This is a genomic window from Dictyobacter aurantiacus, from assembly GCF_003967515.1.
Taxonomy (GTDB): Bacteria; Chloroflexota; Ktedonobacteria; order Ktedonobacterales; family Ktedonobacteraceae; genus Dictyobacter; species Dictyobacter aurantiacus.
The window spans coordinates 129,562-156,292 of the sequence record NZ_BIFQ01000002.1; the positions used below are offsets into that span (position 1 = coordinate 129,562).

22 protein-coding genes are annotated in these 26,731 nt (G+C 53.3%); 8 read left to right on the plus strand and 14 right to left on the minus strand.

Annotated features, from left to right (window positions below):
* Nucleotides 1–441: 441 nt before the first annotated feature.
* Complete coding sequence (locus KTT_RS25350; RefSeq protein WP_235845870.1) at nt 442–1,764, plus strand: MFS transporter; 1,323 nt, start codon at nt 442–444, stop codon at nt 1,762–1,764.
* Between the two features lie 35 nt (nt 1,765–1,799).
* Here KTT_RS25350 and KTT_RS25355 read toward each other — a convergent pair whose 3' ends face one another.
* Nucleotides 1,800–3,104 carry a glycoside hydrolase family 3 protein gene (locus tag KTT_RS25355; protein ID WP_126600043.1) on the minus strand — a complete coding sequence of 435 codons (1,305 nt, stop codon included), beginning with the start codon at nt 3,102–3,104 and terminating at the stop codon, nt 1,800–1,802.
* Between the two features lie 689 nt (nt 3,105–3,793).
* Here KTT_RS25355 and KTT_RS25360 point away from each other — a divergent pair.
* The gene (locus tag KTT_RS25360) at nt 3,794–4,858 is read left to right on the plus strand and encodes an alpha/beta hydrolase (protein ID WP_126600045.1); all 1,065 of its coding nucleotides are present in this window, start codon (nt 3,794–3,796) and stop codon (nt 4,856–4,858) included.
* A gap of 97 nt (nt 4,859–4,955) precedes the next feature.
* Here the strand turns inward: KTT_RS25360 and KTT_RS25365 are convergent, their stop codons facing one another.
* The 3 genes from KTT_RS25365 to KTT_RS25375 form a co-directional block, all read right to left on the minus strand.
* Nucleotides 4,956–6,260, minus strand: a complete 1,305-nt coding sequence (locus KTT_RS25365) for an MFS transporter (protein WP_126600047.1) — start codon at nt 6,258–6,260, stop codon at nt 4,956–4,958.
* A gap of 485 nt (nt 6,261–6,745) precedes the next feature.
* Entirely contained in the window at nt 6,746–7,642 is an 897-nt protein-coding gene (locus tag KTT_RS25370) for an NAD(P)-dependent oxidoreductase (RefSeq protein ID WP_268904542.1), read from the minus strand.
* 55 nt (nt 7,643–7,697) lie between these two features.
* Nucleotides 7,698–8,591, minus strand: a complete 894-nt coding sequence (locus KTT_RS25375; RefSeq protein ID WP_126600051.1) for a VOC family protein — start codon at nt 8,589–8,591, stop codon at nt 7,698–7,700.
* A gap of 513 nt (nt 8,592–9,104) precedes the next feature.
* On the opposite strand from KTT_RS25375, the gene KTT_RS25380 reads away from it, so the two are divergent.
* On the plus strand, nt 9,105–9,602 hold the full coding sequence (locus KTT_RS25380; RefSeq protein WP_126600053.1) for a GtrA family protein: 498 nt from the start codon (nt 9,105–9,107) through the stop codon (nt 9,600–9,602).
* A 63-nt stretch (nt 9,603–9,665) separates the two neighbouring features.
* Here KTT_RS25380 and KTT_RS25385 read toward each other — a convergent pair whose 3' ends face one another.
* The 6 genes from KTT_RS25385 to KTT_RS25410 all read right to left on the minus strand — a co-directional run bounded on the left by KTT_RS25385 (nt 9,666) and on the right by KTT_RS25410 (nt 15,220).
* On the minus strand, nt 9,666–10,298 hold the full coding sequence (locus KTT_RS25385; protein WP_126600055.1) for a LutC/YkgG family protein: 633 nt from the start codon (nt 10,296–10,298) through the stop codon (nt 9,666–9,668).
* The gene (locus KTT_RS25390; protein ID WP_126600057.1) at nt 10,295–11,719 is read right to left on the minus strand and encodes a LutB/LldF family L-lactate oxidation iron-sulfur protein; all 1,425 of its coding nucleotides are present in this window, start codon (nt 11,717–11,719) and stop codon (nt 10,295–10,297) included. Before KTT_RS25390 ends, KTT_RS25385 begins: the two co-directional genes overlap by 4 nt.
* Nucleotides 11,716–12,459: a (Fe-S)-binding protein gene (locus tag KTT_RS25395; RefSeq protein ID WP_126600059.1), complete on the minus strand. Its 744-nt coding sequence runs from the start codon at nt 12,457–12,459 to the stop codon at nt 11,716–11,718. Before KTT_RS25395 ends, KTT_RS25390 begins: the two co-directional genes overlap by 4 nt.
* Before the next feature lie 316 nt (nt 12,460–12,775).
* Complete coding sequence (locus KTT_RS25400) at nt 12,776–13,756, minus strand: trypsin-like serine peptidase (RefSeq protein WP_126600061.1); 981 nt, start codon at nt 13,754–13,756, stop codon at nt 12,776–12,778.
* 30 nt (nt 13,757–13,786) lie between these two features.
* Nucleotides 13,787–14,029 carry a hypothetical protein gene (locus tag KTT_RS25405; protein WP_126600063.1) on the minus strand — a complete coding sequence of 81 codons (243 nt, stop codon included), beginning with the start codon at nt 14,027–14,029 and terminating at the stop codon, nt 13,787–13,789.
* Nucleotides 14,030–14,248: 219 nt separating this feature from the next.
* Nucleotides 14,249–15,220: an N-acetylglucosamine kinase gene (locus tag KTT_RS25410; protein WP_126600065.1), complete on the minus strand. Its 972-nt coding sequence runs from the start codon at nt 15,218–15,220 to the stop codon at nt 14,249–14,251.
* A 219-nt stretch (nt 15,221–15,439) separates the two neighbouring features.
* Between KTT_RS25410 and KTT_RS25415 the strand changes: the two genes are divergently transcribed.
* Nucleotides 15,440–16,315: an SDR family oxidoreductase gene (locus KTT_RS25415; protein WP_218031013.1), complete on the plus strand. Its 876-nt coding sequence runs from the start codon at nt 15,440–15,442 to the stop codon at nt 16,313–16,315.
* Between the two features lie 5 nt (nt 16,316–16,320).
* On the opposite strand, the gene KTT_RS25420 is transcribed toward KTT_RS25415, so the two are convergent.
* From KTT_RS25420 to KTT_RS25435, 4 genes are all read right to left on the minus strand, one after another.
* Nucleotides 16,321–17,361, minus strand: a complete 1,041-nt coding sequence (locus KTT_RS25420) for a zinc-dependent alcohol dehydrogenase family protein (protein ID WP_126600067.1) — start codon at nt 17,359–17,361, stop codon at nt 16,321–16,323.
* A gap of 48 nt (nt 17,362–17,409) precedes the next feature.
* Nucleotides 17,410–18,234: a carbohydrate ABC transporter permease gene (locus KTT_RS25425; RefSeq protein ID WP_126600069.1), complete on the minus strand. Its 825-nt coding sequence runs from the start codon at nt 18,232–18,234 to the stop codon at nt 17,410–17,412.
* Between the two features lie 4 nt (nt 18,235–18,238).
* On the minus strand, nt 18,239–19,066 hold the full coding sequence (locus KTT_RS25430; RefSeq protein WP_160146132.1) for a carbohydrate ABC transporter permease: 828 nt from the start codon (nt 19,064–19,066) through the stop codon (nt 18,239–18,241).
* A gap of 267 nt (nt 19,067–19,333) precedes the next feature.
* Nucleotides 19,334–20,719 carry an ABC transporter substrate-binding protein gene (locus tag KTT_RS25435; RefSeq protein WP_126600073.1) on the minus strand — a complete coding sequence of 462 codons (1,386 nt, stop codon included), beginning with the start codon at nt 20,717–20,719 and terminating at the stop codon, nt 19,334–19,336.
* Between the two features lie 434 nt (nt 20,720–21,153).
* Between KTT_RS25435 and KTT_RS25440 the strand changes: the two genes are divergently transcribed.
* The 4 genes from KTT_RS25440 to KTT_RS25455 all read left to right on the plus strand — a co-directional run bounded on the left by KTT_RS25440 (nt 21,154) and on the right by KTT_RS25455 (nt 26,409).
* Nucleotides 21,154–22,203: a LacI family DNA-binding transcriptional regulator gene (locus KTT_RS25440; protein WP_126600075.1), complete on the plus strand. Its 1,050-nt coding sequence runs from the start codon at nt 21,154–21,156 to the stop codon at nt 22,201–22,203.
* 574 nt (nt 22,204–22,777) lie between these two features.
* Nucleotides 22,778–24,097 carry an MFS transporter gene (locus KTT_RS25445; protein ID WP_126600077.1) on the plus strand — a complete coding sequence of 440 codons (1,320 nt, stop codon included), beginning with the start codon at nt 22,778–22,780 and terminating at the stop codon, nt 24,095–24,097.
* Between the two features lie 89 nt (nt 24,098–24,186).
* On the plus strand, nt 24,187–24,954 hold the full coding sequence (locus KTT_RS25450) for an MBL fold metallo-hydrolase (protein ID WP_126600079.1): 768 nt from the start codon (nt 24,187–24,189) through the stop codon (nt 24,952–24,954).
* Nucleotides 24,955–25,173: 219 nt separating this feature from the next.
* Nucleotides 25,174–26,409, plus strand: a complete 1,236-nt coding sequence (locus KTT_RS25455) for an MFS transporter (RefSeq protein ID WP_160146133.1) — start codon at nt 25,174–25,176, stop codon at nt 26,407–26,409.
* Nucleotides 26,410–26,731: the final 322 nt, after the last annotated feature.

Below are 26,731 nucleotides of genomic sequence, written 5' to 3' on the forward strand. Positions count from 1 at the left end.
TCAATAGTGTTATGTCAACATTAAATTCAGTATCGTAGTACCAGCCGTAATACCTCTTCCATATCTTTCAAAAAAGCTTGGCTGATGAAGATGAGACCACTAATGATACAGGCCAGTTCTACCTATGCCCAATATAGCTCACAACGCCCACTTCAAGAGAAAAAACTCCATGGTTTTCTCCCTGATATTCACAACGCTGATACTTTAAACAAATACTTTTGAGCTTTTGAGATAAACATTGACATGCTTAAGTAAACGCTCTATAATTCATAGGAGAAATGCTAAAATTTAGCCGTAAGCGTGTAACGTTAGCCACCGCATTTTGACTGTTTGATGTTTCGCATCGCAGGAGATTTGCGCCTATGGCTTTTTTTGTTGCCTCGCATGCTCCTCTTGTGTGAAGGATCACATTTCAATAGAGAGGGATAGCAAGGATACCATATGCCGGAAAGCAGCGAGGATATTCAAAATATGGAGGAGGCCGTACTTCTCCCACCTACCCCCGAAGAAGCCCTTGTTTCTTCGCACGATTCTCGTAGAGTACTTCGTTCCCGTGATTTTCGTCTCTTGATTATCGGCTCCTTCCTGGCCTCTTTTGGTCAGCAAATGGTAACCATCGCCATCGGTTGGGAGTTGTATGATCGTACCGGATCCGCCCTTGTTCTTGGCGGCGTGGGACTGGCACAGATTATTCCTGTCATTGTGCTTTTCTTGCCGGCAGGCTATATTATCGACCGCTATAACCGCAAGGCGGTCCTCATTGCCAGTATCATACTCCAGATCCTGGCGATGCTCGGTCTGGCAGCATTATCCTTCACGCACGGGCTACTACTGCTGATCTACCTTTGTTTACTCGCGCTTGGCACAGCTCAATGCTTCAGCCAACCGGTCGGCCAGGTCTTGCTGGCTCAGGTGGTCGATGTGGATGCGTTTGAAGATGCAACGAAGTGGCGCAGTAGCATTACACAATTATCGGCGGTCCTGGGCCCGGCCACAGGTGGCTTTTTGATTGGGCTCTTCAATGGATCTACTGATGTCTATCTGATCAGTACAGTTCTCTCACTCACCTTTATCGTACTGCTGATATTCATGCGTCTTAAGCATCAGCAGGTGCGCAAGGCTGGTCGCCCGGCACCAGGTGAGTTGCTGGAGGGACTACGTTTCCTGAAACATACACAGGTCCTGCTGGCGGCCATTACGTTGGATCTGTTTGCGGTCCTCCTGGGTGGGGCCACGTCGCTCTTGCCGGTCTTCGCCAAAAGTATTCTGCATGTTGGACCCTTCGGCCTGGGCTGGTTACAGGGAGCGGATTCTGTGGGGGCGGTCTGTATGGCGTTGCTACTTGCCTATCGTCCACCTTTCAAGCATGCTGGTCGGACCCTCCTGCTAGCCGTGGCTGGCTTTGGGGTCGCGACTATTGTGTTTGGGCTCTCGCACTGGTTCTGGCTCTCGCTGCTCGCGCTCTTTGTGCTTGGCGGTCTGGATAATATCAGTGTGGTGATTCGCTCGACGCTGGCCCTGGTACGCACCCCCGATGAGATGCGTGGTCGTGTGGGTGCGGTCAGCTCGCTCTTTATTGGAACGTCGAATCAGCTTGGTGGCTTCGAGTCAGGACTGACCGCACAGGTGTTTGGTCCGATCGCTTCGGTGGTCGGCGGCGGAATCGGAACCATCCTGGTTGTGATCCTGGTCGCGACCCTCTGGCCTGATATGCGCAATCTGCGTGCCCTGCGTGAGGATCACAACCAGGATGATCACCATTGATAGATCCTGCGCTGAGGATTGAGGCGCTACGATAGCTAGATCAGGCCCATTTTTGCCTTGAGCGCAAGGATGCGCTGCACCGACTGATTCAGGCGATCCTGTGAGATGCGTCCCGATTGTACGGCCGAGGTCACGGCATTGACGACCGCTGCCAGGCGATCAGGCGCCATTGGACATTCAACGATGTCGTTGCCCGCCAGGATCGCCTGGACAGTTGCCTCGGCGATCGCCTGTGAGGGATCGCTATATCCTTGCTTTTGCATAGCCTGGAGCAATCCACCTGCCTCCATCTGGTCGGTTACGACGACACCTTGATAACCCAGCTGGCCGCGCAGAACCTGGTTTATCAGGACCGGCGAGAGCGAAGCCGGTTTGTTGGCGTCATACGCGGGGACCATGACGTGCGTCGTCATGATCATTCCAGGTTGACGGGCCAGCAGGGCGCGAAACGGTGCGAAGTCTATGGAGTTGAGCTGAGCCTGACTGTGCGTAATGGTCGCCAATCCATTGTCGGGATTGGCCGAGGCGGAGCCGAGACCGGGCCAGTGCTTCAGCGTCCCCTGTACACCGTTCTGCTGTAAACCGTCCAGAAACGCTCCCGCATATTTGGTAACGTCGCCTGGTGTCGAGCCGAACATCCGGCTCTGGTCTATGGCACCCCCTTGATAAACATCAGCCAGCGGGGCGAAGTCGGTGTTGATGCCATTGGCCAGCATGCGCTGAGCAGCTTGACGCGCCTGCGCATACACCTTGTTTGTATCACCTGTCGCGGCCAGGCTGCCAGGCGAAAGAGTAGACCCATAATATGGGGCCAGCCGGTCGACGGTTCCCCCCTCATCGTCTGTCGCTACGATCAGCCGCTGATTGGCATGGGCCTGCATGTCATGTGCCAGTTGCGCCAGTCCGCTCTGGGTACTCGGCATCAGTGCCCCGCCATACTGGGTAAAGATGATGACGTTGGCGATGTCCCATTGTTGCAGAGGCTGATCCAACGCGGAATTATAGCCGTTGGTGTAGACGGGCAGCATAAGCAGCTGGCCGATCTTTTGCGTCTGTGTCATGTGGCTGATATACGCATTGAGACTCTGGTTCTGCTGCCCGCTGACCTGATTGGCAACGGGAGCGTATGTCGCTGATTGTGTAGAAGCTGCCTGGTGAGCATGCACAGTCCCCAGGGTTGAAGACATTGGCCGCTCGGACGTATTTGAGCTGTGCCATATCTGCCCAAACGTAACAACACAGGCGATGCATAGCGCAAGGGTCAGAAGCATGGCGCTATACAGGGAACGTCGTAAGCTCCCGCCAGGAGCCCTTGACTGCTGTTGATAAGGAAATATCATAAAGGATGCCTTTCATTTCCAGAAATCGCTGTCTTTATCTCTATTTCTGCTACTTGTCCGCTTTACAATGAGGACACAGGCATTCATTCCCGGCAATACAGGAACGCACGCGCCATCTCATCGGCTCGGCTGTCGCGAACCCTTTCACATCTCTATTGAAATGTGTGAAACATGGGGACGTGTCATGTGCTCTCTATCGATTGGTAAGGGGGTAGTGGGCCACAATCAATGCGACATTTATGGCCACGCTGTCTCGCGTAAGGAGACAGGCATAGTATGGAGGTCCTACAGGGTCGGAATATATTGGCATCCCCTGCCTTGCTATCGATCAGGCACAGCCACCAGCAAAACCGTGCATGTCGTGAAACCATGCTGGCAGCGCTAGCCACATTACAGACTGATTGACGATAGCATATCAAGAGCCCGCTAGCGATATTTTCCATTACAAGCAGGCTGCGTTGCACACCATAATACCATAACCATAGGTACATTGTCACTACTGCTGACAGCATTCTTCCTTGCCGAGAAGCTCCCCACCTTCCCCCGAAACGGTGCTTTTCCCTCGTCAATACGTGTATATACTTTCTCATTCGCCCACACTTGACATTGTGCATTGGATCAGATAAAATCATCCAAACATGACACATGACTCATCTATCATCCAGTATACATAACAGGAGAAACGAGCCATGGCAACCAACCTCATCATTCCCGGTATTGCGCAACATGCAGTCAAAACTGATCGGTTAACCGTCGCCTATCTCGAAGCTGGCACGGGACCCAACCCGATCGTGCTGGTACATGGGAACTGCTCTTCCGCTCTCTTCTTCCAGGATTTCATGCTCGAACTGGCTGCGACCAATCGCTATACCATCTATGCTCCTGATATGCGTGGGTACGGCGATAGCGAGGTCCTTCCACTCGATGCAACACGTGGTGTTCAGGATTTTTCCGATGACCTGGATGCGTTTGTGCGCGCATTGAAGCTGCCTCCATTTCATCTCCTGGGGTGGTCACTGGGTGGCAATGTCGCAATGCAGTATGCCATCGATTATCCTGGAACCCTGCGCTCGTTGACGCTGGAAGCTCCCGGTTCTCCCTTTGGCTTTGGGGGTACGAAGGAGGCCGATGGTATTCCTATCTGGCCCGATTATGCTGGCAGTGGTGGCGGTACCGCAAATCCAGGTTTCGTGCAGCGACTGCAGCAGGCCGATCGTGGCGGTGACGACGTTTCACCCCGTACGACGATGAATACCTTTTATTTCAAGCCGCCATTCCGAGTAGCTCCTGAACGTGAAGAGATCTTTGTCAGTTCCATCAATTCAACTCGTGTTACACCTGGAAACTATCCGGGTGATTTCACCCCATCTCCTCACTGGCCCAACATGGCACCAGGCACACAGGGGGTCAATAATGCCCTTTCTCCTAAATATCTTCGCCAGGACAACTTCGCACAGTGTCAGGTCAAGCCAGCGGTGCTCTGGCTCCACGGTACCGATGACCAGATTGTCTCCGATACCTCCTTCTTTGACATAGGCTTTCTTGGGCAGATCGGGGCGGTCCCGGGTTGGCCTGGTGCTGAGATATATCCGCCACAACCAATGAAGACACAGGTGCGCACAGTCCTGGATCGTTACAGCGCCAATGGCGGTCATTATAAAGAAGTCGCTTTGCCCGATTGTGGACACTCTCCGCACATTGAGAAACAGGCAGAGGTCATAAACATCTTTACAGCGTTCGTGGATGAGGCATGAGGAATTTTGGGAGCATCTGAAAAAAGGTAGTGCCTGAGATCTCAGGCACCACCTTTTTTCAGGTGCTTCATGTTATTCAGTTAATGAGAGGAAACCTCTACCTGACCGAAACGGCGCTGGTGGCATCCACTGGATTTAGGGGATCTTCACCGTCTGGTACACCAGGTGTAAATTTAACCTGGCTCACACATATTAAGAGCGCTAATACAAAACACAATACCCCACCTATGGCCAGCGTGTGTTGGGCACCGATGATTCCTGATACCCAACCAGATGCCAGATTTCCAAATGGAGCGATGCCAAAGATGATCAGTGCCAGAATGCTCAGTACACGGCCCCTCATCGCTTCAGGCACTAATGTCTGCACGGCCGTATTGGCTATGGTCGAAGACATCACCATACATACACCCACCAGAACGAGCAAACTACAGGCAATCTGTATATTGAACATCATCGAAAATGCGACGCAGGCCAGTCCGCCGATTGAGCAGGTCCAAACGAGCATGCGCGAGCCGTTTACCATGCGACGGGTTAACATGACGACCAGCAATGAACCCGTCAGGGCTCCAATACCAACCGCTGAGTTCAGTTCACCCAGACCAATGGCACCTGTGTGAAAAACGTCGCGCGCGAAAAGCGGGAGCAGTGCCGCGAAAGGATAGACCAGGAAAGCAATCACCAGTTGCAGCAACAGGATCATCCTTAGCACTTTATGCTGCACCGTATATCTTAAACCTTCACTCAGATCCTTCAAAACGCGCTGTTTAGCACTCGTCCGGCTGCTCTGCACCCCAAACTTCATGACCAGTAAGGGTACAATGACAAACACATAACTTAATGCGTTCAGGTAGTACGCTCCGGCAATGCCGACCAGCCCGATTGAGATGCCGCCTACAGCAGGGCCAATGACCCGTGATAGATTAAACTGGACCGAGTTCAAGGCAATTCCCTGTTTCAGGTCTTCCCGAGGTACCAGATCTCCGATGAAGGCCTGCCAGGCTGGAAAACCAATACAGCTGAATATGCCATTGAGTAGCGCCAGGGCAATGATCTGCCAGACGGTAATCAGGTGCAGCGTGGTCAACACTCCCAGTAGAAGTGCCGTCACCATATACACAATTTGTACCACAGTGATTAGCCAGCGACGATTCAGGCGATCCACAATAACTCCTCCAAATAGTGAGAAGAGAATGTTCGGGGCTGTCGCGGCAAATACAACCAGCCCGAGCAACAAGGCAGAATTGGTCATCTGCAATACCTGCCAGCCCTGCCCCACCGATTGGATCCAGAATCCCATGCTGGAAAGAAATGAGCCAAAGAGGAAGATGCCAAATGTTTTATCAGTAAGAAGACGAAGAAAAGCGGGCGTTTGAAAATGTCGTTTGACGATCAGCGCATTCACAGTAAAGAGGTCCTTCTAGATTTTAAACAGCATAAAATTAAGAGTGTGTTCTGTATTACTCAGTGAAGGCACAGGACGACCCGGGGGTAGCGTATGCGAGTATGATGGAGGGCAGAATGCGCGCTCTCAATGCGCGAAGGATTCATATGCATAAAAAAGCAGACATTGCTATAAGATTTCAATAGAAAATGAAAAGCGTAACTGAACAACTCTGTCCAGAACCAACCTCTCAACCCATGTTCCATCAGAGGCTATAAGCAATACAAAACAAGAATTTATAAAGAAAAGGTTTTCTTCTCTTATTTTAGGCATAATACTAAAGCGAAAACAATGGATAATGTATCTATAATAAAGGCAACCCTTATGTATACACAGTGATTCAATGCTATGTGAAGTATCCGCAAATGGCTTTTTTATGCGCCCACAATCCTACGTCTTTATGGGTAGAGTTACCTTTCACCTTTTTCAACCATAAGGACTATGCGTCAAAGCATGTCAAGTCCAGCCTCCCTGCCCAGCAGGGCATAGATGGCTGCGATATCTTGTTCACCTCTGCCTTCTTCCATAGCCTGCTCATAGTAGCGGGTCGCCAGGGAGAAGAGGGGCGTTGGACAGCCAGTATTCCTGGCAAAGGCGTCGATCAGTTCGATGACTTCATGCATGGTCTGAATTGGTCCAGGGGCTGGAGGTAGATAGCTCCCCTGCGACATCATGAGGGCCCGGGTTGTAAAGGCGGTCGAGCCGGCGATGCTAGGACTGATAACATTCAGCATCAGTTCTGGATCGAGGTTCGCTTTGGCACCCAGGACCATCGCTTCTGCGGCGGCTACATTGTGAACCGCCAGCAGTAAATTCGCGATGTATTTCATCTTCATTCCCGCCCCAAAGGATCCCAGATAAAAGCTATTGCTGGCAATGGCCTCAAGGACTGGAAGACATTGTTCGTACACCGCTTTTTCTCCGCTGGCAAAAAGAACAGCCTGTTTGGCGGCAGCCATCATCGGACTTCCACTGATAGGGCAATCTAACATACGAGCTTGCCTTGACTGGAGTGCCTGACGCTGCTGCTCCTTTACTTCGATAGTTGCTGTGCTCAAATCGATGACAACCAGGTTGTTATGCGCGCCATAAATGAGTCCCGATGGACCGGTGAAGGCATCATGAAAGTCAGCTTCGTGTAAACAGGTGATAACAACATCGGAGCGCTCTGCTACCTCTCGACATGAGCCGGCGGCCACGCCCCCTGAGCCAGTGAAGGGATTCATGTCTCCACGGCGGTAGCCCATCACCGGTAATCCGGCCTCGATCAAGTTCTTTGCAATGGGCAGTCCTATTCTGCCAAGTCCAATGATGCCAACGTTCATACCTTTTCCCTTCTTCACAACTGCTGCAGAAAAACTCAATGCGTTTCTGTGAAAAGCTTCGGAGGTTGAAGGCTTATCCCATCAGCCCGGCGGGAGGGAGAACACCCCATTTGTTGACTGCCTCGGGGCTGTCCTTCCACACTTTGGGTTTTTGGGGAAAGTCTTCATGCCAGGGGCGAGGCTCAAAATAACCAATATCCTCGTTGCTGAGGATATCGATTTCCGTGAAGAGCTCTACCAGGTTATGGTCGGGGTCATAATGATACGTGAAGATGTTGTGTCCTATGCCATGGCGCCCGGGTCCCCAGGCTAACGGGAGGTGATGCTTGTTCAGCCAGTCGCAGGCGCTCTGCACTTGCGCCCAGTCGCGTAATTCAAAGGCAACGTGGAACATCTCGTTCTTGCGTTTGGACTGCAAAAAGTTCATGGTATGGTGATCGATATTGCAACGCATGAAGACAAAGAAATCTTCGAGCCAGTCGGAGACACGGAATCCTAATATCTGCTGATAAAAAGCGACGATTTTCTTCACGTCGCTCACGTACATAGCCACATGCCCCAACTTCACCGGTACGATCCCCGTGCCTCCAAATCCGTTGCTCACATGCTCGGTATCGACATAGAGCTGGATGAGATTGCCATCGGGATCAGAGAGTTGCAGGAGTTCCGGGATGCCTGGCTGTGCGTCGCTCATAAGCTCACTCTCGATTCCCGCCTCGTGAAGCTGCCTGGCGGCATCCCGCAATGAAACACTATGATCGAGCTGAAACGCGACGTGGTGCAGGCGGTTTTCCCTCGCGGGCGTGAGGATAACGCTATGGTGATCGACACCACAGCTCAGGTAGGCAGTGCCGTCACCGCCTCGCGTCGTAAGCGTCAGTCCTAAAACATCTGTATAGTATGCCAGCAATCTGTCAAGATTCGTCGTGTGAAACGCGACATGACCGATCTTTGCAACGTGTACCATAAAACAGGTTCTCCTTCGCTACACAGAACTTTGTCAGGTTGATACCGAGCTCCTTATGGGATCCATTGAGCATATCCACTGTGCTTAATATACTAATATATCTATGAAAAGAGAATATTTTTCTAGCAAAGAACAAATCATTACACCGACGGAACAAGATGAGATATACATAAGAAGTGTAGAAAAAGAAAACGCGTTTGTCAAGCGTGTATACTAGAGGAAACTATGCAACATCGCAAACCTTCCCAATAGACATAAAAATGGTCTCGCTTATCCATGTTTTGGGAGCATGGGAGCAGCATGCGCTTTTCAAAAAGACAATCATCCGTCTGTCCGATATATAGAGCTACCTGACAGCCTTACTTCTGGCTGTTCTTTGAAAACGATGATTCAGGAGATAGCGTCTCCACATTCAGATAGACCCCAAATGGAGCAAGAGCTTGCACGGAAGAAAAAGACAGGATAGGATATAGCAAATGTATCTGTATTCACCACGCAAGGAATATATTTCATATGATCGCATTAATAAAACGGCTCTTAAAAATTCGCATTGTTCGCTACGCCCTGGTCGGTGGCGTCGGCATCCTTATCAATGAAGGCGCGCTGTTCTGCTTTATGCATCTGCTGGCTCTAGGGCTCTCTACAAAGAGCATCTTCCTCTACCCTGCCTCCTGGTTCTGCGCCTTTGAGATCAGCAACCTCACGAATTTCACGCTGAACCAGTTTTTCACCTATAGTGAGCAGGTCAAAGATATTCACGGCTGGGAATGGGTACGGCGCGCCTTTAAAGGTCAGTTAGCCAGCATCTCAGCCATGCTCATCTCCCTCGCTGTTTCGTGGGCCCTGTACTTTACCCTGCACATCGACCCATATATAGCCAGCTTCATCGGCATGGTTGCGCAGTTTTTCTATAACTTCTTTATCTCAAACAAGCTGGTCTTCCGCGCCATCGAACAAAAATCGGTAGAGCCAGTTGAGGACGCGATCCTTGCCATCAATGAGATAGAGTAATCACGCCTCAAACTGGACACCGCTGGAAAGCCCTCTTTGAGAGGACTTTCCAGCGAGACAGTACTACTCATTGATAAGAAAAATGTGTAGATAACGCGGTCCGTGGACGCCTTCGACGCGGTTTAATTCTATATCACTTGTCGCCGAGGGACCTGAGATAAAGGTCAGCGGGTGCTTGGCGCTCGTTTGTAAGCGCTCGATGGCCTCGGGAACCAACCCTACTACCTGCTCAGCGCGCACAATACAGAGATGGCGATCAGGCACCAATGACAGAGCACGCCGTCCCTGCCACCTGCCGCCATCTAATACGATGGTGCCGGTCTGGGAGATCGCCAGGGCGCAACCGGTAATGACCCCGTCTACCCCGTCTAATTCCGATAGAGAGAGCGGTGGTTCATCACGCACTACCACCAGTTGAGCAGGATGCAATGCTTCAGGAAGATCAGAGGGAACGGCCAGTCTCTGAATACCATGCTGCTGACAGATGTCGGTTAAAGCCTGCGGCAGCGCTTCCATACTGGTCATCGTCACCTCAGCTTTGTAATCGGTCAATCGCTCGATAAAGTCTTGTAGCAGGGAAGATCTCTCCCGGTCATCATGCACACGAAACGTGGGCTGATGAGGGTCCGGCTCAGGGGCATTGGCCAGGGCTCTCCGGATACGCAGTAACATCTCCTCTCTGGCTGGATTGCTCATGCCTGTTCCCCTTTCTGGTGTTCTTGCCACCAATCGCGAAAACTCTGCTTTGGCACCGGGGCCAGGTCACGCGCCATGGTCCAGCCAGCGAGTTGACCCGGAAGATGATCAATCACGCCGTTATGCATAAAAAGACCCTGCCCCCGCCGGGCCAGTTGTTGCGCCCGAGCATATTTTTTGGGACTGGCAAAAATACGTGCCAGCTGCCTCATCGCCAACGCTTCCGGATTCAAGGGGGAGGTCTTGCGAACTACTTCTCCGCGCAGATGCAAGAGCACCTGGGGAATATTAATGCTGACCGGGCAGACTTCATAGCACGCTCCACAGAGACTGGAGGCATAGGGGAGCGACTTCGCCTGCTCGATCCCCACAAGCTGGGGCGTCAGGATGGCACCGATCGGCCCAGGATACACGGAGCCATAGGCATGACCACCGGTACGTGAATAGACGGGACAGATATTCAGACAGGCGCTGCAGCGAATACAGTGCAGCGTCTGACGACCGATGTCATCCGCCAGCACCTGTGTTCGTCCATTATCCAGCAAGACCAGGTGGAACGCCTGTGGACCATCTCCGGCGGTGACGCCGGTCCACAAACTGGTATAGGGATTCATGCGCTCGCCTGTTGAACTGCGTGGGAGCAACTGCAAAAAAACTTCAAGATCCTGGAATCTAGGGAGAAGTTTCTCGATCCCCATCACGGTAATCAGCGTCTGCGGCAGCGTCAGGCACATGCGGCCATTCCCCTCGCTCTCAACTACACCGATGGTTCCCGTCTCCGCGATCGCAAAGTTGGCGCCGCTAATTGCCACCGGCGTCGTGAGAAATTGTGTACGTAGATAGCGCCGGGCCGCCGCCGCGATCTCATTGGGCTCATCCGAGAGCTCTTGCCCCTGCGCAATCGTGCGCTGAAAGAGATCGCGAATCTCGCTGCGGTTCTTATGAATGGCCGGGACCAGAATGTGGGAAGATTTCTCCTGTGCCAGTTGAATAATCAACTCCGCCAGGTCCGTCTCTACGGCCTGAATCCCCGCCTGCGCCAGTGCATCGTTCAGGTGGATCTCATCAGTGGTCATCGATTTCACCTTGACGACGCGTTCCGCCCCCACGCCCTGCACAATCTCGGTGACGAGCCGATTGGCCTCCTGCGCGTCCCTGGCCCAGTGAACCTGTCCGCCCGCTCGTTGCACCGCATCCTCCAGCTGGAGCAGATATTCATCGAGATGGTACATCACCTGTGCTTTAATCGCCGATCCCGCGCTCCTCAGTGCTTCCCAATCAGGCAGCTCTCCGACAACCGCGGCTCGTTTCTGACGAATCGTACTGGTCGCCTTGCCCATATTGCGCCGGAGCTGGGAATTTGCCAGTGCCGACCGGGCCATAAGCGGGAAAAATGGTAATGGTTGAGGGCGCGCACTCATTGTGTCACCTCACTTTCCGTCTCCATCAGAATCTCCGCCAGGTGGATCGTTCCCACACCCGCTCTTTGCCGCGATAGCCCACCCCCGATATGGAGCAGGCAGGAAGTATCGGCGGAACAGACGACCTCGGCCTTCGTATCGAGCACACACCGTATCTTGTCGCCCAGCATGGCCAGCGATGTATCGGCATTCTTGACGGCAAACGTCCCCCCAAATCCACAGCACTCACGTGCATCGGGCAACTCCACCAGGTCGATCCCTTTTACCGCCCGCAATAATTGCAGAGGCGCATCACCGACGTGCAAGACCCGCAAGCTGTGGCACGTTGGATGATACGTCACCCGATGTGGATAGTAAGCACCCACATCAGTCAGCCCTTCATGCCGTACTAGAAATTCAGAGAGCTCATACACACAAGGGATCAGTTGCTCGACATCGGCGATCAATGCCTGGTCGCCAGAAAGTTTCGCCGCCGCTGGATAGAGCTCACGTACCATCCCCACACATGAAGCTGAAGGGGCAACCACCACATCAGCATGTTGGAACACATCAACGAAATGACGAACCAGCGGTATCGCCTCACGTTGATAGCCAGTATTAAAGTGCATCTGTCCACAACAGGTCTGGGCTGCCGGAAAATCTACCTCATATCCGAGACGCTCCAGCAAACGGGTCGTGGCGATACCCACCCGGGGAAACAGGGTGTCATTAAAACAGGTGATAAAGAGGGCAATCCGCATGAATCAACCTTCCTCTTATAAGATCACAACATCGTGAACCTGAAATAAATAGAACAGGAAAAATCCCTGAAGATATGGCGGCGGAAGCCGATAAGTATTCCCGCGAGACACCGGCCCCATCGAACCATAAATAATTACGGCGCAGTTCGTACGCTTATATCATACCGTAGCCATGCCAGAGAAAACAGGCGCAATGATAGCAAAATAGGAATTGACTGATGAAAATGGCAGTCAATTCCTATTTTTTAGATACCAGGTATTCTGTCAGGCGCGCAGGTTTTTCCTGCGCATAAGCATTGTGAACATTTGACGTGAACTATGCACTCGCCTTTTTATACAGGGTGTACCAGGTGTCGTCATAGTAGGGCGAGAACATGTGCCCCGGCATCCGGCTGCTGATGAAGTCGTTATGGCCGTTGAGATACCATGCGTCGCCGATCTTGATGAACCAGGGACCTCCACTGGAGCCACCATTCATATTGCAAGGGATAGAGACCACATTGCCCTCACCGAAGCGCCAGCTTGTGCCCGATCCACCTTCGCACGATTGCCTGGTCTGACCATCGAATGGAGGCATGGCGGGATATCCATAGGCGTAGAAGACCTGGTCGACGGACTGGTTATACGCCCAGCCCGCACCTCCGACAACATCGGTCAGCAGACCCTGATTATTCGCGGCCACGATGGCCATGCCAAAGTCATAATGAAAATTATTTGGCTTCGCGTCGATCCATTCAGAAGGAACCTCCAGATCGTGCGCGGCCCAGCAACCATACGGCGTATTGCCGTTATCATATTGAGGACAGAAGATGACATTTTGCATCCACTCGCCATACTGGTAAAAACAGTGGCCGGCCGTGTCGACAACGCTGCGGTTGCGGCTCGTGACGGCGGTACCACTGCACGACATGTTCTGGCCGGCGTTGTTCGTGAAGAAGACCTTTCCCACAGTCGAGAGGGGATACGAAAGGCCCGCATCACGTGGAGGTTGTCCCTGCTGGAGAGTTGCTTTGCCTTGACGTGTGGCCGTACTTTTTTCCAGGATCTGACTGGAAACCGTGCCGCTTTGGACATCATCTTCCGTGGCGTTGCGCATCGCTGCTACTGTCCAGTGCTGAACAGCCGCGTCGGACGTCGTATCGATGTGATGGTCAACGATCGAGTCTGAGGAAGGGAATACCCAGGAATAGAGATCAGGTCCAAATACCACCAGATACACCACGTAGGCACAGGCAAGAACGCTCAGAAAGCTCCGCTCAACCAGCAATGGATGGATGCGCCTGGGCTGTTGCGACATGATACCTTGTTCTCTCTTTCATCACGCCCGCTACGAACGAGGCGTCTTGGGATGATGTTTATCCTGGCCGAGAGCATCGACCTTCGGCATTGTGGCAGGCTGCGCCTGGCGCATTTTGTCAGCGGTCCAATAATCCCGAACCGTATCAGGCGAGGTTGATATAGAATGCCGTGCAGTCTTTTTGGCAGCGCCTGGTTTCGTCAGGCGCCTCCAGGCGACCAGCACGCCAAGAAGAATGGTGCCAAGTAAGGACACCCGGATAAACCGAGACATGATGCTTCCTTCTTTCAAAAAGAAAGTCCTTATGAATCGCATGCGCATGCAGGCAATCCCAACAATGACTTCCAGGAAAAGCGTTTTGCTCGAGAATAGGAATATAAGTCATTACATATAAGTATACCAGCATTCGCTGATTTAAAGAAGCCCTCCAGCCAAAAATCATACTCTGCAGGAAGCATCTTGCTGGTCATCATAGAGATCTGCTCAGGAGAGCTAGCTCTGTGCATCGGCAAGGTGCTCAGCTAGCGGCAAAGCACGCGCGGCACGAGCTGCCCATAGAGAAGGCTCGGATACAATCTCTATCCGAGCCAACGGGGTGCGTTCACGGATGTGATCCAGCACGCGCTCACGATAGGGGATCTCGTGGACAAACAGGCCTCCAACAAGTGCCAGCGGCACACCCTGGCGGGAAAAATCCAGGCGCGAGCAGACCGCGTTGCAGGTGCAGGCCAGTTCATAGGCGTTGCGCTCTATAATGTCCTGCGCTATCTCGTCCCCCGCTCGGGCTACCTCAAACACGATACGCGAGAGGCGCGCTACATTAGCTCTACCGGCCTGCGCGTACACCCGGCTGATAACCTCTTCAGCTCGGCTCAAGTTCCACTCATGCAAAATGGCATCCAGCAGGGATGTCGGCTGACCACGACCATCGGCGAATTGCAGCGCGGCAACCAATGCATTCTGTCCTATGGTATAACCACTGCCTTCGTTCCCCAATAGATACCCCCAGCCACCGGCCCGCGCCTTGCGTCCTTCCGTGTTACGTCCCAGCACGATCGAGCCAGTTCCAGCAATGATGGCCACACCAACCCGCTGCTCCAGTGCGCATAGACCCAGTTCCGCATCGTTCGTGATATGGATCACCTCAGCGCATGAACTCAGCGCAGGCAGCAGCGCATCAATATGCTCCTGTCGCGCCACACCGGCTATGCCTAGCCAGGCTTTTCCGATCGGCAACGAACAGCCAGCTGTCCGCGCCGCTGCTTCGATCGCTTCACGCATGCGTTGCGTCGCCACCTCCAGTCCAACCTGCGTAAAATTGGAACCTTCAGCCAGGCCATGTCCGACCTCCTGTCCTTCGGGGTCAACAATAGTGGCGTACGTTTTGCTACCACCGCTATCCAGGCCGAGGAAGAAATCATGCGCTATCTCTTTGCCAGAGATCTGCTTCTGTGGAGGAACCATACGAAACCTTTCTAGCACGAGAATCACGCTTGTGCACCAGCTCTTGTTCAACTATTCTTTAATATGCAGCTGGGCACGAGTTGTGCCACCACCCCTTGCCAGCACACATATACATAACGTATGCTATTGGCAGCAATGAGCAAACAATTTACGCCTTATGCAAAAAGGAGGAGCGTGCCCTCTTCGCCTGGATGCGAGAGCCCTGGCACGCATTCATGCATGAAACAGATATATCAACCGATGCACGGCAAAATTTGCCTGGTGACCGGCGCGACTTCAGGGATTGGCAAAGCTACAGCTATCGGACTGGCGAGACAAGGAGCAACGGTGGTCATCGTTGCGCGCAATCAGACCAAAGGCGAGGCGGCACGCCAGGAGATCCAGGTCACTAGCGGGAATACCGCGGTCGACCTCTTGCTCGCTGATCTCTCATCCCAGGCATCCGTTCATCAACTGGCCGCCACTTTTCTGGAGCGCTATGAGCATCTGCACGTCCTCATTAACAACGCAGGCGTCTTTCTGACGAAACGAACCCTCACAGTAGATCATCTGGAAATGACCTTCGCGGTCAATCATCTGGCCCCCTTTCTGCTCACACAGCTGCTGCTTGAGCGCTTGAAAGCCAGCGCATCGGCGCGGATTGTGAATGTCTGTTCAGGCGCGCACTATACAGCCCATCTCCAGATGCAGGATCTGCAATTGCAGCAGGGCTACAATGTCTGGCGCGCCTATGCGCAATCAAAACTCGCCATGCTCTTATGCTCATATAAGCTGGCGCGCCAGTTAGAGGGCAGCGGCGTAACGCTTAATTGCCTCAATCCCGGCTTCGTATTCACCAACATGGGCATGTCTAACGTCGGACCCCGCGCGCAGTCGGTGGCGAAGGCAATACTATCATGCCTGGGCTCCAGCCCGGAAAAGGGCGCCCTCACCTCTCTCTACCTGGCTATGTCGCCCGAGGTTGAGCAGGTCACGGGAAAATATTTTGATAAGCTGGTCCCGAAACGAACATCTAAAGAATCGTATGACCAGGCATTACAAGAGCAGGTGTGGGCAGCAAGCATGCAACTGGTTAAGCTGCCCATGGAGGCCTGATAACGCTAACCCTCCTGACTATTGGGCAGGATCAACGTTTTGACGCCTTCACCGCGCCGTACCAGGCTGAGCGCCCGCTCAATGTCTGTTAGCGGCAGGGCCGCCGTCAATATGGCCTGGGTATCGATCACGCCTGCGTTGATAAGATCGAGCGCCGCTTGAAACGAGAACAGCACCGCCATCGAACCCACGATGGTGATCTCCTCATTGTAGATGCGAAATGGTGAAAGAGAGACGCGGGCCTCGTGCGGCGCCACGCCGAACATCATAAATTTGCCGCCGCGCTTGACCGCCATGAATGCCTGCTCGATCGCTACCGCCACCCCGGTTGCGTCAATGACACAGTGGAAGCCGCCTGGCTCTTCCTTGATGACCTGCTGAATACTGGTGTAGGTGTGGGTCGCCCCCAACTGCTCCGCCCTCGCCAGGCGCTTCTCATTGGTATCCACCACCGTGATCCGCGAGGCGCCTCCTCGTCGTGCCAGTTGCAAGAGCAGCAATCCCATCGTTCCCGCACCCACAATCAGAAACGTATCACCCGATCTGGGTTGAAGACTATGCATGCCATGCACGGCACAGGAGACCGGCTCGATCAGCGCCGCCTCGCGCAGTGAAAGCGTATCGGGCAACAGATACGCTTTCGAGACCGGCACGGTCACGTATTCAGCCAGGGCTCCGTTGCGCGTAACCCCTAAGGCCTCGTAGTGCAGGCACAGATTTTCATGACCTGTGCGGCACTGCTCACAGTGGCCACAGGGAAGATTCGGCTCGATCGCTACCCTGCTCCCGACCTTCACGCCCGTCTTCTCCCCGGCCTCGTTCATCTGCGCGACATTACTTCCAAGCGCCACCACCTCACCAGCGAACTCGTGACCGGGCACAAGCGGGTAACGGGCCAGAGGAGAATCACCATCAATAAGATGCAGATCGGTCCCACAAAGGCCACAGGCTCCTACCCGTATCAACAATTCATCTGGCAATGGAACGGGATCTGGCACCTCTCCAACACGAATGTTGCCAGGTGTGTCGATGATTACGGCTCGCATATTCAACCTCTCTATTTCCAGTTACAACAATCAAGTTTGTCTATTATATTACTTCAACGCCCCACCTGTCATACCACGTACCAGGTGGCGCTGCGCATACATTCCCAGTATCACCGGCACGAGAATAATGCCCGTGGCCAAAGCCGAGATTTTGGCCAGAAACAAATCTTGATTGCTGGAGAAAACAGCTACCATGACCGGCAACGTGGGCGATTGTGTGTAGGTTAACGTTGTGGCGAAGAAGAAGTCATTCCAGGCGAAAATGATGGCCAGCAGCGCCGCCGCCACCAGGCCTGGGGCGGCCATCGGAATGACGATGTTCACAATGGTACCGATGGTACCATTACCATCCAGCCAGGCGCTTTCTAACACTTCCTTCGGTAAATCCAGAAAGTATGAGCGAGCCATCCAGATAATCAATGGCAGATTCATCGCCGTGTAGACGATAATCAGGGTGAACAGGTTATCAAGTAGATTCAGACGTGAGACGATCACATACAATGGAATCAGGATGGCGGCAAACGGCATGAAACGCGTCGAGAGCACAAAGAAGAGCATGTCGTTTGAGGATTTTTTGCGCATCTGAAATACCATGCAGTAGGCGGCGGGAATGCCAAGCAGCATCGCGATGGCTGTTGACACCAGAGATGCGACGACACTATTAAACAGATAGGCGCTAAACCCACCGTTGATGGCGATCATGAATTGATCCAGCGTTGGACGAAAAATAAGTTCAGGTGCCGAGGTGTAGGCATCCGCTTCCTGCTTGAAGCCGGTAATCACCATCCAGATCACAGGAAAAATCATGAGGAACACCAGTATATAGGTGATGACGGTCCAGAATAGCCGCGACCATTTTTTCATTGCTACCATTCCGCTACCCCCTTTCCTCAGCAGTATTATCCGCCGTGAAGTGCAACATTCCTCTGGCGGCCAGAATCGCGATGACAACGCCAATCACACCCAGCGCCGCCGCCTGCCCGATCTGCCAGGAACTGAAGGCGGTCTTATAGGTATAGTAGGGCAGTGTATTGGTGGCAACTCCCGGTCCTCCACCGGTCGTCAGGTAGATCTCTCCAAAGGTCTGAAAGATAAAGATGGTTCCAAACAAAAGAGCGACTTCGTAGGAGCGCCGCAGCATAGGGAAGATGATACCCCAGAATGTCATCCAGGACCCACTGCCATCTACCCGCGCGGCTTCGATGACCTCTTCAGGAATGGATTGCAGACCCGCCAGCAGGACAAGCATCACAAAGGGGGTCCACTCCCAGGCCACGATACAGGTGACGCTCTCCAGAGGAAAAGCAGAGAACCAGGGCACCGCTGGCAGGCCAATCGTATGCAATCCCCAATCGATGATGCCGAAGGTTGGACTGAGCATCAGATTTTTCCAGATCAAAGCCATCACCGATGGGGTTACCAGAAACGGTGTCGTGACCAGCGCACGCAATACGTTTTTGCCCCCGATTGGCCGGTTGAGCAGTAGGGCCAGCACTGTTCCCACAACGATAGCCAGGGCGATGGCCCCAAATACCAGTTCTATGGTATGCCCGATCACGGGCCAGAATGATGGATCACTTACGAACTCGTTCACATAGTTGGCGAGACCGACGAATGGGAATCCCAGTTCTGGCTGCAGCAGGTTCCAGGAATGAAGGCTAAACCAGAGGGCAAGGACAAATGGGATCTGGGTCATGATAAGCATAAAGAGAAACGCCGGAATGTGCAGCCATGTGATTCTTCGTCTGACTGAAGGGGTGGGAGGAGAAACCCCTGCTCGCACGTGCGATGATATCCTGTTCTCTCCCTGTTTGCCACGCCGTATGGCAAGAGACATCCAATTCATAGCACCACCTTCCCTGTGATCACTCGATCTCTTACATCATCGTAGTACCTGTCGCGCCGGAGGAACCTTCCTGAGAAGGGAACACTCCCTCCGGCGCGGCAATCTGGCGATATCGTACCGCTACGATTAATATCCGGCGGTATTACTCTTATTGACCTGCGAGGAGAGCAGTTGGTCGGATTGCTGTAGTGCCTGGCTCACAGTCATTTTTCCGGCGATCACCGCTGAAATGTTTTCACTGACCTGCTGCCCTACCGATTCAAACTGTGGTATGCCCACATATTGAATGCCATGATAGGGGACAGGATTGGCCGTCGGCTGGTCTGGCGTCGCCGTGTTGATCGAGTCGAGCGCGATCTGGGCAAAGGGCGCGGCCTTCTGGTAGTTGGGATTCTGATAGATAGAGGTACGTGTACCGGGGGGAACGTTGGCCCAGCCAAAGGTTTTTCCGGCCAGGGTCAGATACTGCGGGCTCGTCGCCCAGGTGATAAATTGGAAGGCGGCATCCTTATGTTGGCTGCTCTTGACGAGACCCAGCGACCAGGCCCACAGCCAGCGGCTACCATTGGTGGTGACCTTTGTTGGCGCATAGGCATAGCCAACCTGCCCGGCGACCTTGGACTGAGAAGGGGTCTCCAGCACGCCCGCCAGAGAGGTCGCGTCATAGTACATCGCGGCTTTGCCCTGTGACATCAGGCTCAAGCACTCCTGCCAGCCTGAGGTTGATGCGCCCGGCTCACCATACTTCTGCAACAGGGTGACGTAATCCGTCACAGCCTGCTGAACGGCCGGTTTGGAAAGCTGCGGCTGCCAGTTGTTGTCGAACCAGCTCCCACCATAGGTGTTGATCATGGTATCAAGAGGAGCCATATTCATGCCCCACCCGGCCTGCCCGCGTAAGACAATGCCGGATACGCCGTGCGCGGGATCATTGAGCTCCTGCGCGAACTGCTTGATCTGATCCCAGGTGGGATGTTCTGGCATGGTGAGATGGTGTTGAGCAAAAATCTGCTTGTTATACATCATCATGCTACTCTCACCATAAAAGGGCACCGCGTAGGGATGCTTCTGATAGGAGAGGGAGGACATAATGGGCTTGAGCAGATCATCATAGTTGTAACTGCTCTTATCCTGCGCCGACATTTTGCCAAAATAGGGTGAGAGGTCATCTAACCAGCCATTATGCGCCCAGATAGGGGTCTCATAACTTCCAATGGTGGCGATGTCAAACTTTCCAGCGTTGGTGGCGACATCTTGTGTCACCTTAGAACGCAGATCATTCTCTGGCAGCGTGACAAAGTTGATCTTGATGGTGGGGTGATCTTTCTCAAAAACCTGTTTGGTGAGTTGCTCCATCTGCACCATCTGTCCATTATTGACGGTGGCGACGGTAAGCGTGGTTGTATTCGATGAGGATGATGATGACTGGCTGGATGGAGCACATGCAACCAATCCGGCAAGAAGCAAGGTAAAACCCGTGAGTATAGTAATGATCCGTGGGATAACCTTCATTGTATATTCCTCCATGATCTGTCTGGACCACTCAAGACTGACGATGTCTGAGAAAAACTCAACACGGCATGTGTAGGAATTAGGGCGCAAACCAGGCTCGGGTCTTCTGGACGAGCGCTTCCTTTCTCTTCATTAAGAAAAATGTGCGCCAGAAAAAAATACAACGAGCTACGAGTAAAGGTTACTCTGTTTGAGAATGGTAGGTAGATATGGTATAGTCAGAAAAACGATTAGCTAATCGTTTTTCTGACTATACCATACAATATTTGCATTTGTCAAGGCGCGTTATATGAATTCCGTAGCTAGAGATGCTTTGCTCCTTGACAGGATGGGCTATCTATGATACGTTCACAATAGCTGCCAGCATAACGATTAGCTAGCGGCAGGTGAACGTACACCACTATGCATAACCAGCGAGAGGAGACCATATAGCGATGTCTGCTGAGCGTTCAGTTACTATCAAGGATGTCGCTGCCCATGCCGCGGTCTCCGTGGCGACAGTTTCGGCCGTGATGAATGAAAACAAGTATGTGAGCCCCGAACTGGCGCAGCGCGTGCGCGCCAGCATTGCCGCGTTAGGGTATAAACGCAATAACTTTGCGCGTGGATTAAAGACACAGGTCAGCCATAGTATAGGACTCGTTATCCCCGATATCATGAACCCTTTCTATACCAACATCGCGCGGGGCGTCGAAGATGTGACCCATACCCATAATTATTCTTTGATTATCGGGAATACAGATGAAGACCCTGAGAAAGAGAAAAAATATCTTCACCTGCTGGACAGCAAGCAGGCCGATGGCCTCATTATTGCCGTGACGGATCATAGTTTCGAATATTTACAGGAGCTCCCTCTTCAGAATCTCGCCCTGGTCGGGATTGACCGTTCGTTGATTGAGTTGGGTATCGATACGGTCCTGGTAAATAATACTGTGGGCACCAGAACCGCTATAGAACATCTCATCGGACTCGGCCATCGGCGTATCGGGCTGGTGACGGGGGCGCGTGGCATTACACCCACGGAAGAACGTCTGGTGGGATACACTGAAGCGCTCGAAAAACATGGCATCGCGGTTGATCCAGCTCTGATTGCGACGGCCCGTGCGCGCGTAGATGGAGGAGAACGTGGAGCGCACCAGCTCCTCACCCTCGAAGACCGGCCAACAGCCCTCTTCTTGATGGATGGAACCATGGTCATTGGCGCCATGCGGGCGATCGCGCAGCTTGGCCTGCGCTGCCCGGAAGAGATCGCCCTGATCTGCTTTGATGATTTCGCCTGGGCTCCGGTGATGCGCCCCCATCTAACGGTCGTTGATCAACCAACATATGAGATTGGGAAACAGGCTGCCCATCTTCTCTTTGAACGCCTGCAGCATCAAGAACGAGCGCCAAGAGAGGTACGCCTGCAAACTCGCTTCATTGTGCGTGAATCGTGTGGATCACACCTCCGTTCTCCTGACGCCCTCTCCCGGTTTCATGCCTGAGTTGCCTTAACGATAGAGCATGCACTTGTTGTGAGAGGTGACTTGCAAAAAAAACCATTTTGCACAACAACATACGGCTTAGAATACCCTCATATACAGACGTTACCACCATTGACATCCCGTACAGTAAATGGGTATACTGAACAAGAAATCAAATGTTATATTTGCATCCAGGAGAATACAACAATGACCAGGAACACGGGGCACTAGAACCGTTGCCATTGCACCGATCGCAAGAAATATCGTTTCTTTGTGATGATGATGTAACCCTTCTATTGCTTGTGGCCTGTGTCTTTGCATCTATCACCAGGTAGCGTTTTTACGCTTGCTTAAATTCCACTTCCTATTATAGGACTACCGATTGGTATCTTTTTAATTACACAGCCCACCATCAACATACATCTCTGGCTTTCACCAATTGATGTACACCTGATCACTTCAGCACCATCCCGTCTGTATGCATGATCATGACACGATATACTTGTGCCCATCCATTTTTCGTGCCCTTATTCAGATGCCATTTAGCTGTGTATCATCGTAAAGCACTGTTAAGTAATAAAAGGATTAGCAGTTTATGCAAGGAACCCCAATCAATACAGGCAATCTCGATCTATCACCTGGCGAGCCACAGTTAGATAGCGCGCCAGCATTCATACCGCCCGCGCGTCCAAAGAGACAGGTCACAACGACTCTGTCCTTTCTCTCAGGCTGCATCGCTTTGTTGATGACCGGCTTCGGCATCATTATCCCGGTCTATCCTCAACGTTTGCAGGCACTGGGGTTGGGCGCGGAGACGCTGGCGCTGATGGAGGCTGGATTTGGGCTGGGCATGTTTTTGTTCAGCACACCGATGGGCACCCTGGCCGCGCGCATCGGGCGTAAGCCAGTGGTCTTGCTGTCATTGGCCGGCTTTGTGCTTACCAATATCTTCCTGGCCTTTGTCAATCTGCCACCGCTTTTCATCGTGGTGCGCTTCTTAGAAGGGGCGCTGGCCGCCGGATTAATGCCCGCGTCGATGGCTATGGTCGGCGATATCCTGCCGGTAGAGCGCCAGGGACGCTGGATCGGTATCATGACGACCGCTCAGGCCGCCGGTATCGCTCTTGGTCCCGGCATTGGTGGCTTCCTCTATCAGTCCTGGGGGTTTACGACCCCGTTCTTGCTAACGTCTGGTCTGGCGCTGATCGCCGCGCTCCTGGCTCTGGTTATGTTGCCCGAGACACTGCCCAGGGAGGTGCGCGCCAGTATCCTCGCTCAGCAGAAGAGCAATCAGCGTCCGGGTGAGACTACCGCAGGTGCCGGTACCCGGAGTATGCTGAAGTTACTGTGGCTCTTCGCCGCCTTTGTGCTGATTGATTTCGGCATCACTTTTACCTATCCGTTTACACTGCCTCAGTATCCCTTCTTCTTCGAGAAGGTACTCCACTACAATGCGGCTGAGTATGGCGTGATCGTCAGTACATACGGACTGTCGCTGGCGGCCTTCCCGCTGCTGCTGGGACGCATCAGCGAACTTTTGCCGAAGAAGACACTCATCGTGCTGGGATGCGTCCTTGAGGCGGCGCTAAACCTGGGCATGATCTTTCTGCATCAGTATGCGCTCTTGATCGCCGCCGCGGTGATTACCGGATTGGGCAGCGCACTGCTGGCTCCGGCGCTGGGTACCGCCTACCTGAGCGCGACAACCGATCAGAATCGCTCGCAGGTGATGGGTATCCGTGGATCAGCGCTGTCACTGGCGGTCCTACTCGCGCCACTCACCCAGGCAGCCGTCAGCCATGTGATTACACCGCAGATCTCGTTCGCCATCGGCGGCTTCCTGGCCCTCTTCATCGCCCTTTTCGCCGCCATCACGCTCAAACAACGCGCAATATCATCATCGTCGTCGTCGTAGGTGCCGGGCTCGCCCCGGCTTTCCGTACCTTTACGACCATGCCTCCGTAGGTGCCGGGCTCGCCCCGGCTTATAAAAGGAAATAATGTTATGCAGATACATTTTTTGCGCCACGCAACTCTTACCGTTCAGTACGACGGCCTTACGCTTCTTGTCGATCCTATGCTAAACCCAGCGCGGGCGATGGAGCCGATCGCCAACGCAGGCAACGATTGGCGCATCCCAATGGTAGAACTGCCACTCTCTGAAACAGAGCTGCAAGCTTTACTGCACCACATTGATGGGGTACTGGTCACCCATACGCACCGCGACCATTGGGATGCGGCGGCCCAGGAACTCTTGCCAAAACATATCCCTATTCTATGCCAGCCAGAAGATCAGGCCGTCTTTGAACAGGCGGGCTTTACTTCCGTGCTCCCGATTCAGCAACAGATGGAGTGGCGCGGACTCCGGATCTCTCGCACCGGGGGACAGCATGGTCGCGGCGAACTCGGCAAAAAGATGGGACCGGTCTCGGGCTTTGTTCTGCAGTCGCGACAATCCCCTTCTCTCTACATCGCTGGCGATACGGTCTGGTGCTCGGACGTTGAACAGGCCCTGACCCGCTTCTCGCCCGCGGTGACCGTTCTAAATGCGGGCGCGGCCACATACGCGACCGGAGGAGGACCGATCACGATGGATGAGGAAGATGTACGCCAGGTCTGTCGCCGCGCACCAGATACCCGCGTGGTCGCGGTCCACATGGAGACAATCAATCATTGCCGCCTGAGCAGGAGCGCCCTGAAAGCAAGCCTGGCGGCTGAGGATTTGACGGATCAAGTATTGATCCCTGATGATGGAGCACAACTCTCATTCTAATCCAGCCAGAAGCCTTCGGCACTCCATTCTGTTACCATCTATCGGCGAAATCGTTCTTCACAAGGGATGATTTTTCCACCAGTATCACCGGTATCGCGCGGCCCGCATCGATAATTTGAAATGCATTGTGGGCCGCCTATTTTTGTCTCTTCCTCTTTACCGTCAGGTATGGCACTGCGTTTTAGTACCCTGTCTACTTATCCAAGGAGATACACTCTCATGCGGGCATCATCACCAGGCGCTTCCCTCTGGAGTAATCGCGACTTTATGTTATTGTGGGGTGGACAAACACTCTCCAATGTTGGTACGGCGGTGTCTTTGCTGGCATTTCCATTGCTGATCCTGGCGGTGACGCACTCACCCGCGCAGGCTGGTTTGATCAGTGCGATGCGCTCACTAACCTACCTCTCGTTTGTGCTGCCCGCAGGTGCGCTGGTTGATCGCTGGGACCGTAAGCGGGTGATGCTAGTCTGCGACGCGGGCCGCCTGCTAACCATGGGCGGCCTGTTTGTGATGGGCTTGATGGGCGCTCTTAATATAGAGGTGTTGTATATCACAGGTTTCGTGGATGTCCTGCTGGGAACCTTCTTTAGCATCGCGGAAGTGACATGCCTGCCCCAGGTAGTTTCGCAGGAGCAGTTGCCCGCTGCCATGGGACGTACACAGGCATCTATGGGCATTATGAATCTGCTCGGATCTCCCCTCGGGGGCGTGCTCTTTAGCCTGCAGATGTTCCTGCCCTTCCTGGTCGATGCGCTTTCCTACTTGATCTCGATCGTTTCGCTGCTGTTGATGCGCGCCCGCTTTCAGGAACAGCGCGAGATCGTCGCCCACAATCTCTTCAAAGAGATCACGGAAGGTCTGTTCTGGCTATGGAAACAACCACTTTTACGTTCGATGGCGCTCGTGACCTCCGGCAGCGTCTTCTTTGGCGCTGGTCTGACCCTCGTCATCATCATCATCGCGCAGCATAGCCATGCCTCCAGTGGCCTCATCGGCTTGATCCTGAGCATTGGCGGTCTGGGAGGCATTATCGGATCGATGCTGGCAACACACGTTCAACGACGCCTGCGCTTTGCGTTCATCATCCTGGGAACGCTCTGGCTGGACGCCTTGTTGTGGTTGCTCATGGCCCCTCTGCCATCCCCGTTCTGGCTCGGCTGCATTCTTGCCGCCATCTTCCTGGTTAGCCCGATCTACAATATCGTCAATATAAGCTATCGCTTCGCGCTGACGCCGGATGAGATGCGTGGCCGCGTCAATAGTATCTCGCGCCTGATCAGCAACGGCCTCGCCCCCCTGGGGCTCACCCTCGCCGGGTGGCTGCTCCAATACTATGGACCCACCACCACTGTGCTGCTAGCGGCGGCAGGCCAGATCCTGCTGGCAGCCCTGGCCATGCTCAGCAACCCCATCCGTCGCGCCCACCTCTCTCCCACGATAAAACCCAGGTAATTTGAAAGAAAGTCGTAACTGGTGACTTTGCACTGCAGCCGGTGCGGTGGTCTTTTGCAACAAGCTTGTAGGACAGCCATCCCACTCATAAAAACTGTTCTCTCCAATACAATGAGCCTGAACAGCAAATGGGTGGGCAGGCATGATGTCCATTTGGACCACAGAAGGGTGGCTTCTTGCGGTGGTGTTTGATTTGTTCTCACGCATGGTGGTAGGATGGTTCATGGCTCCCTTTCAAGATGCTACCCCGGCCGTACGAGCTCCGTATGGCACTGGCCCATAGACGTTTACAGTCCGGATTACTCCATCACTCTGATCGTGG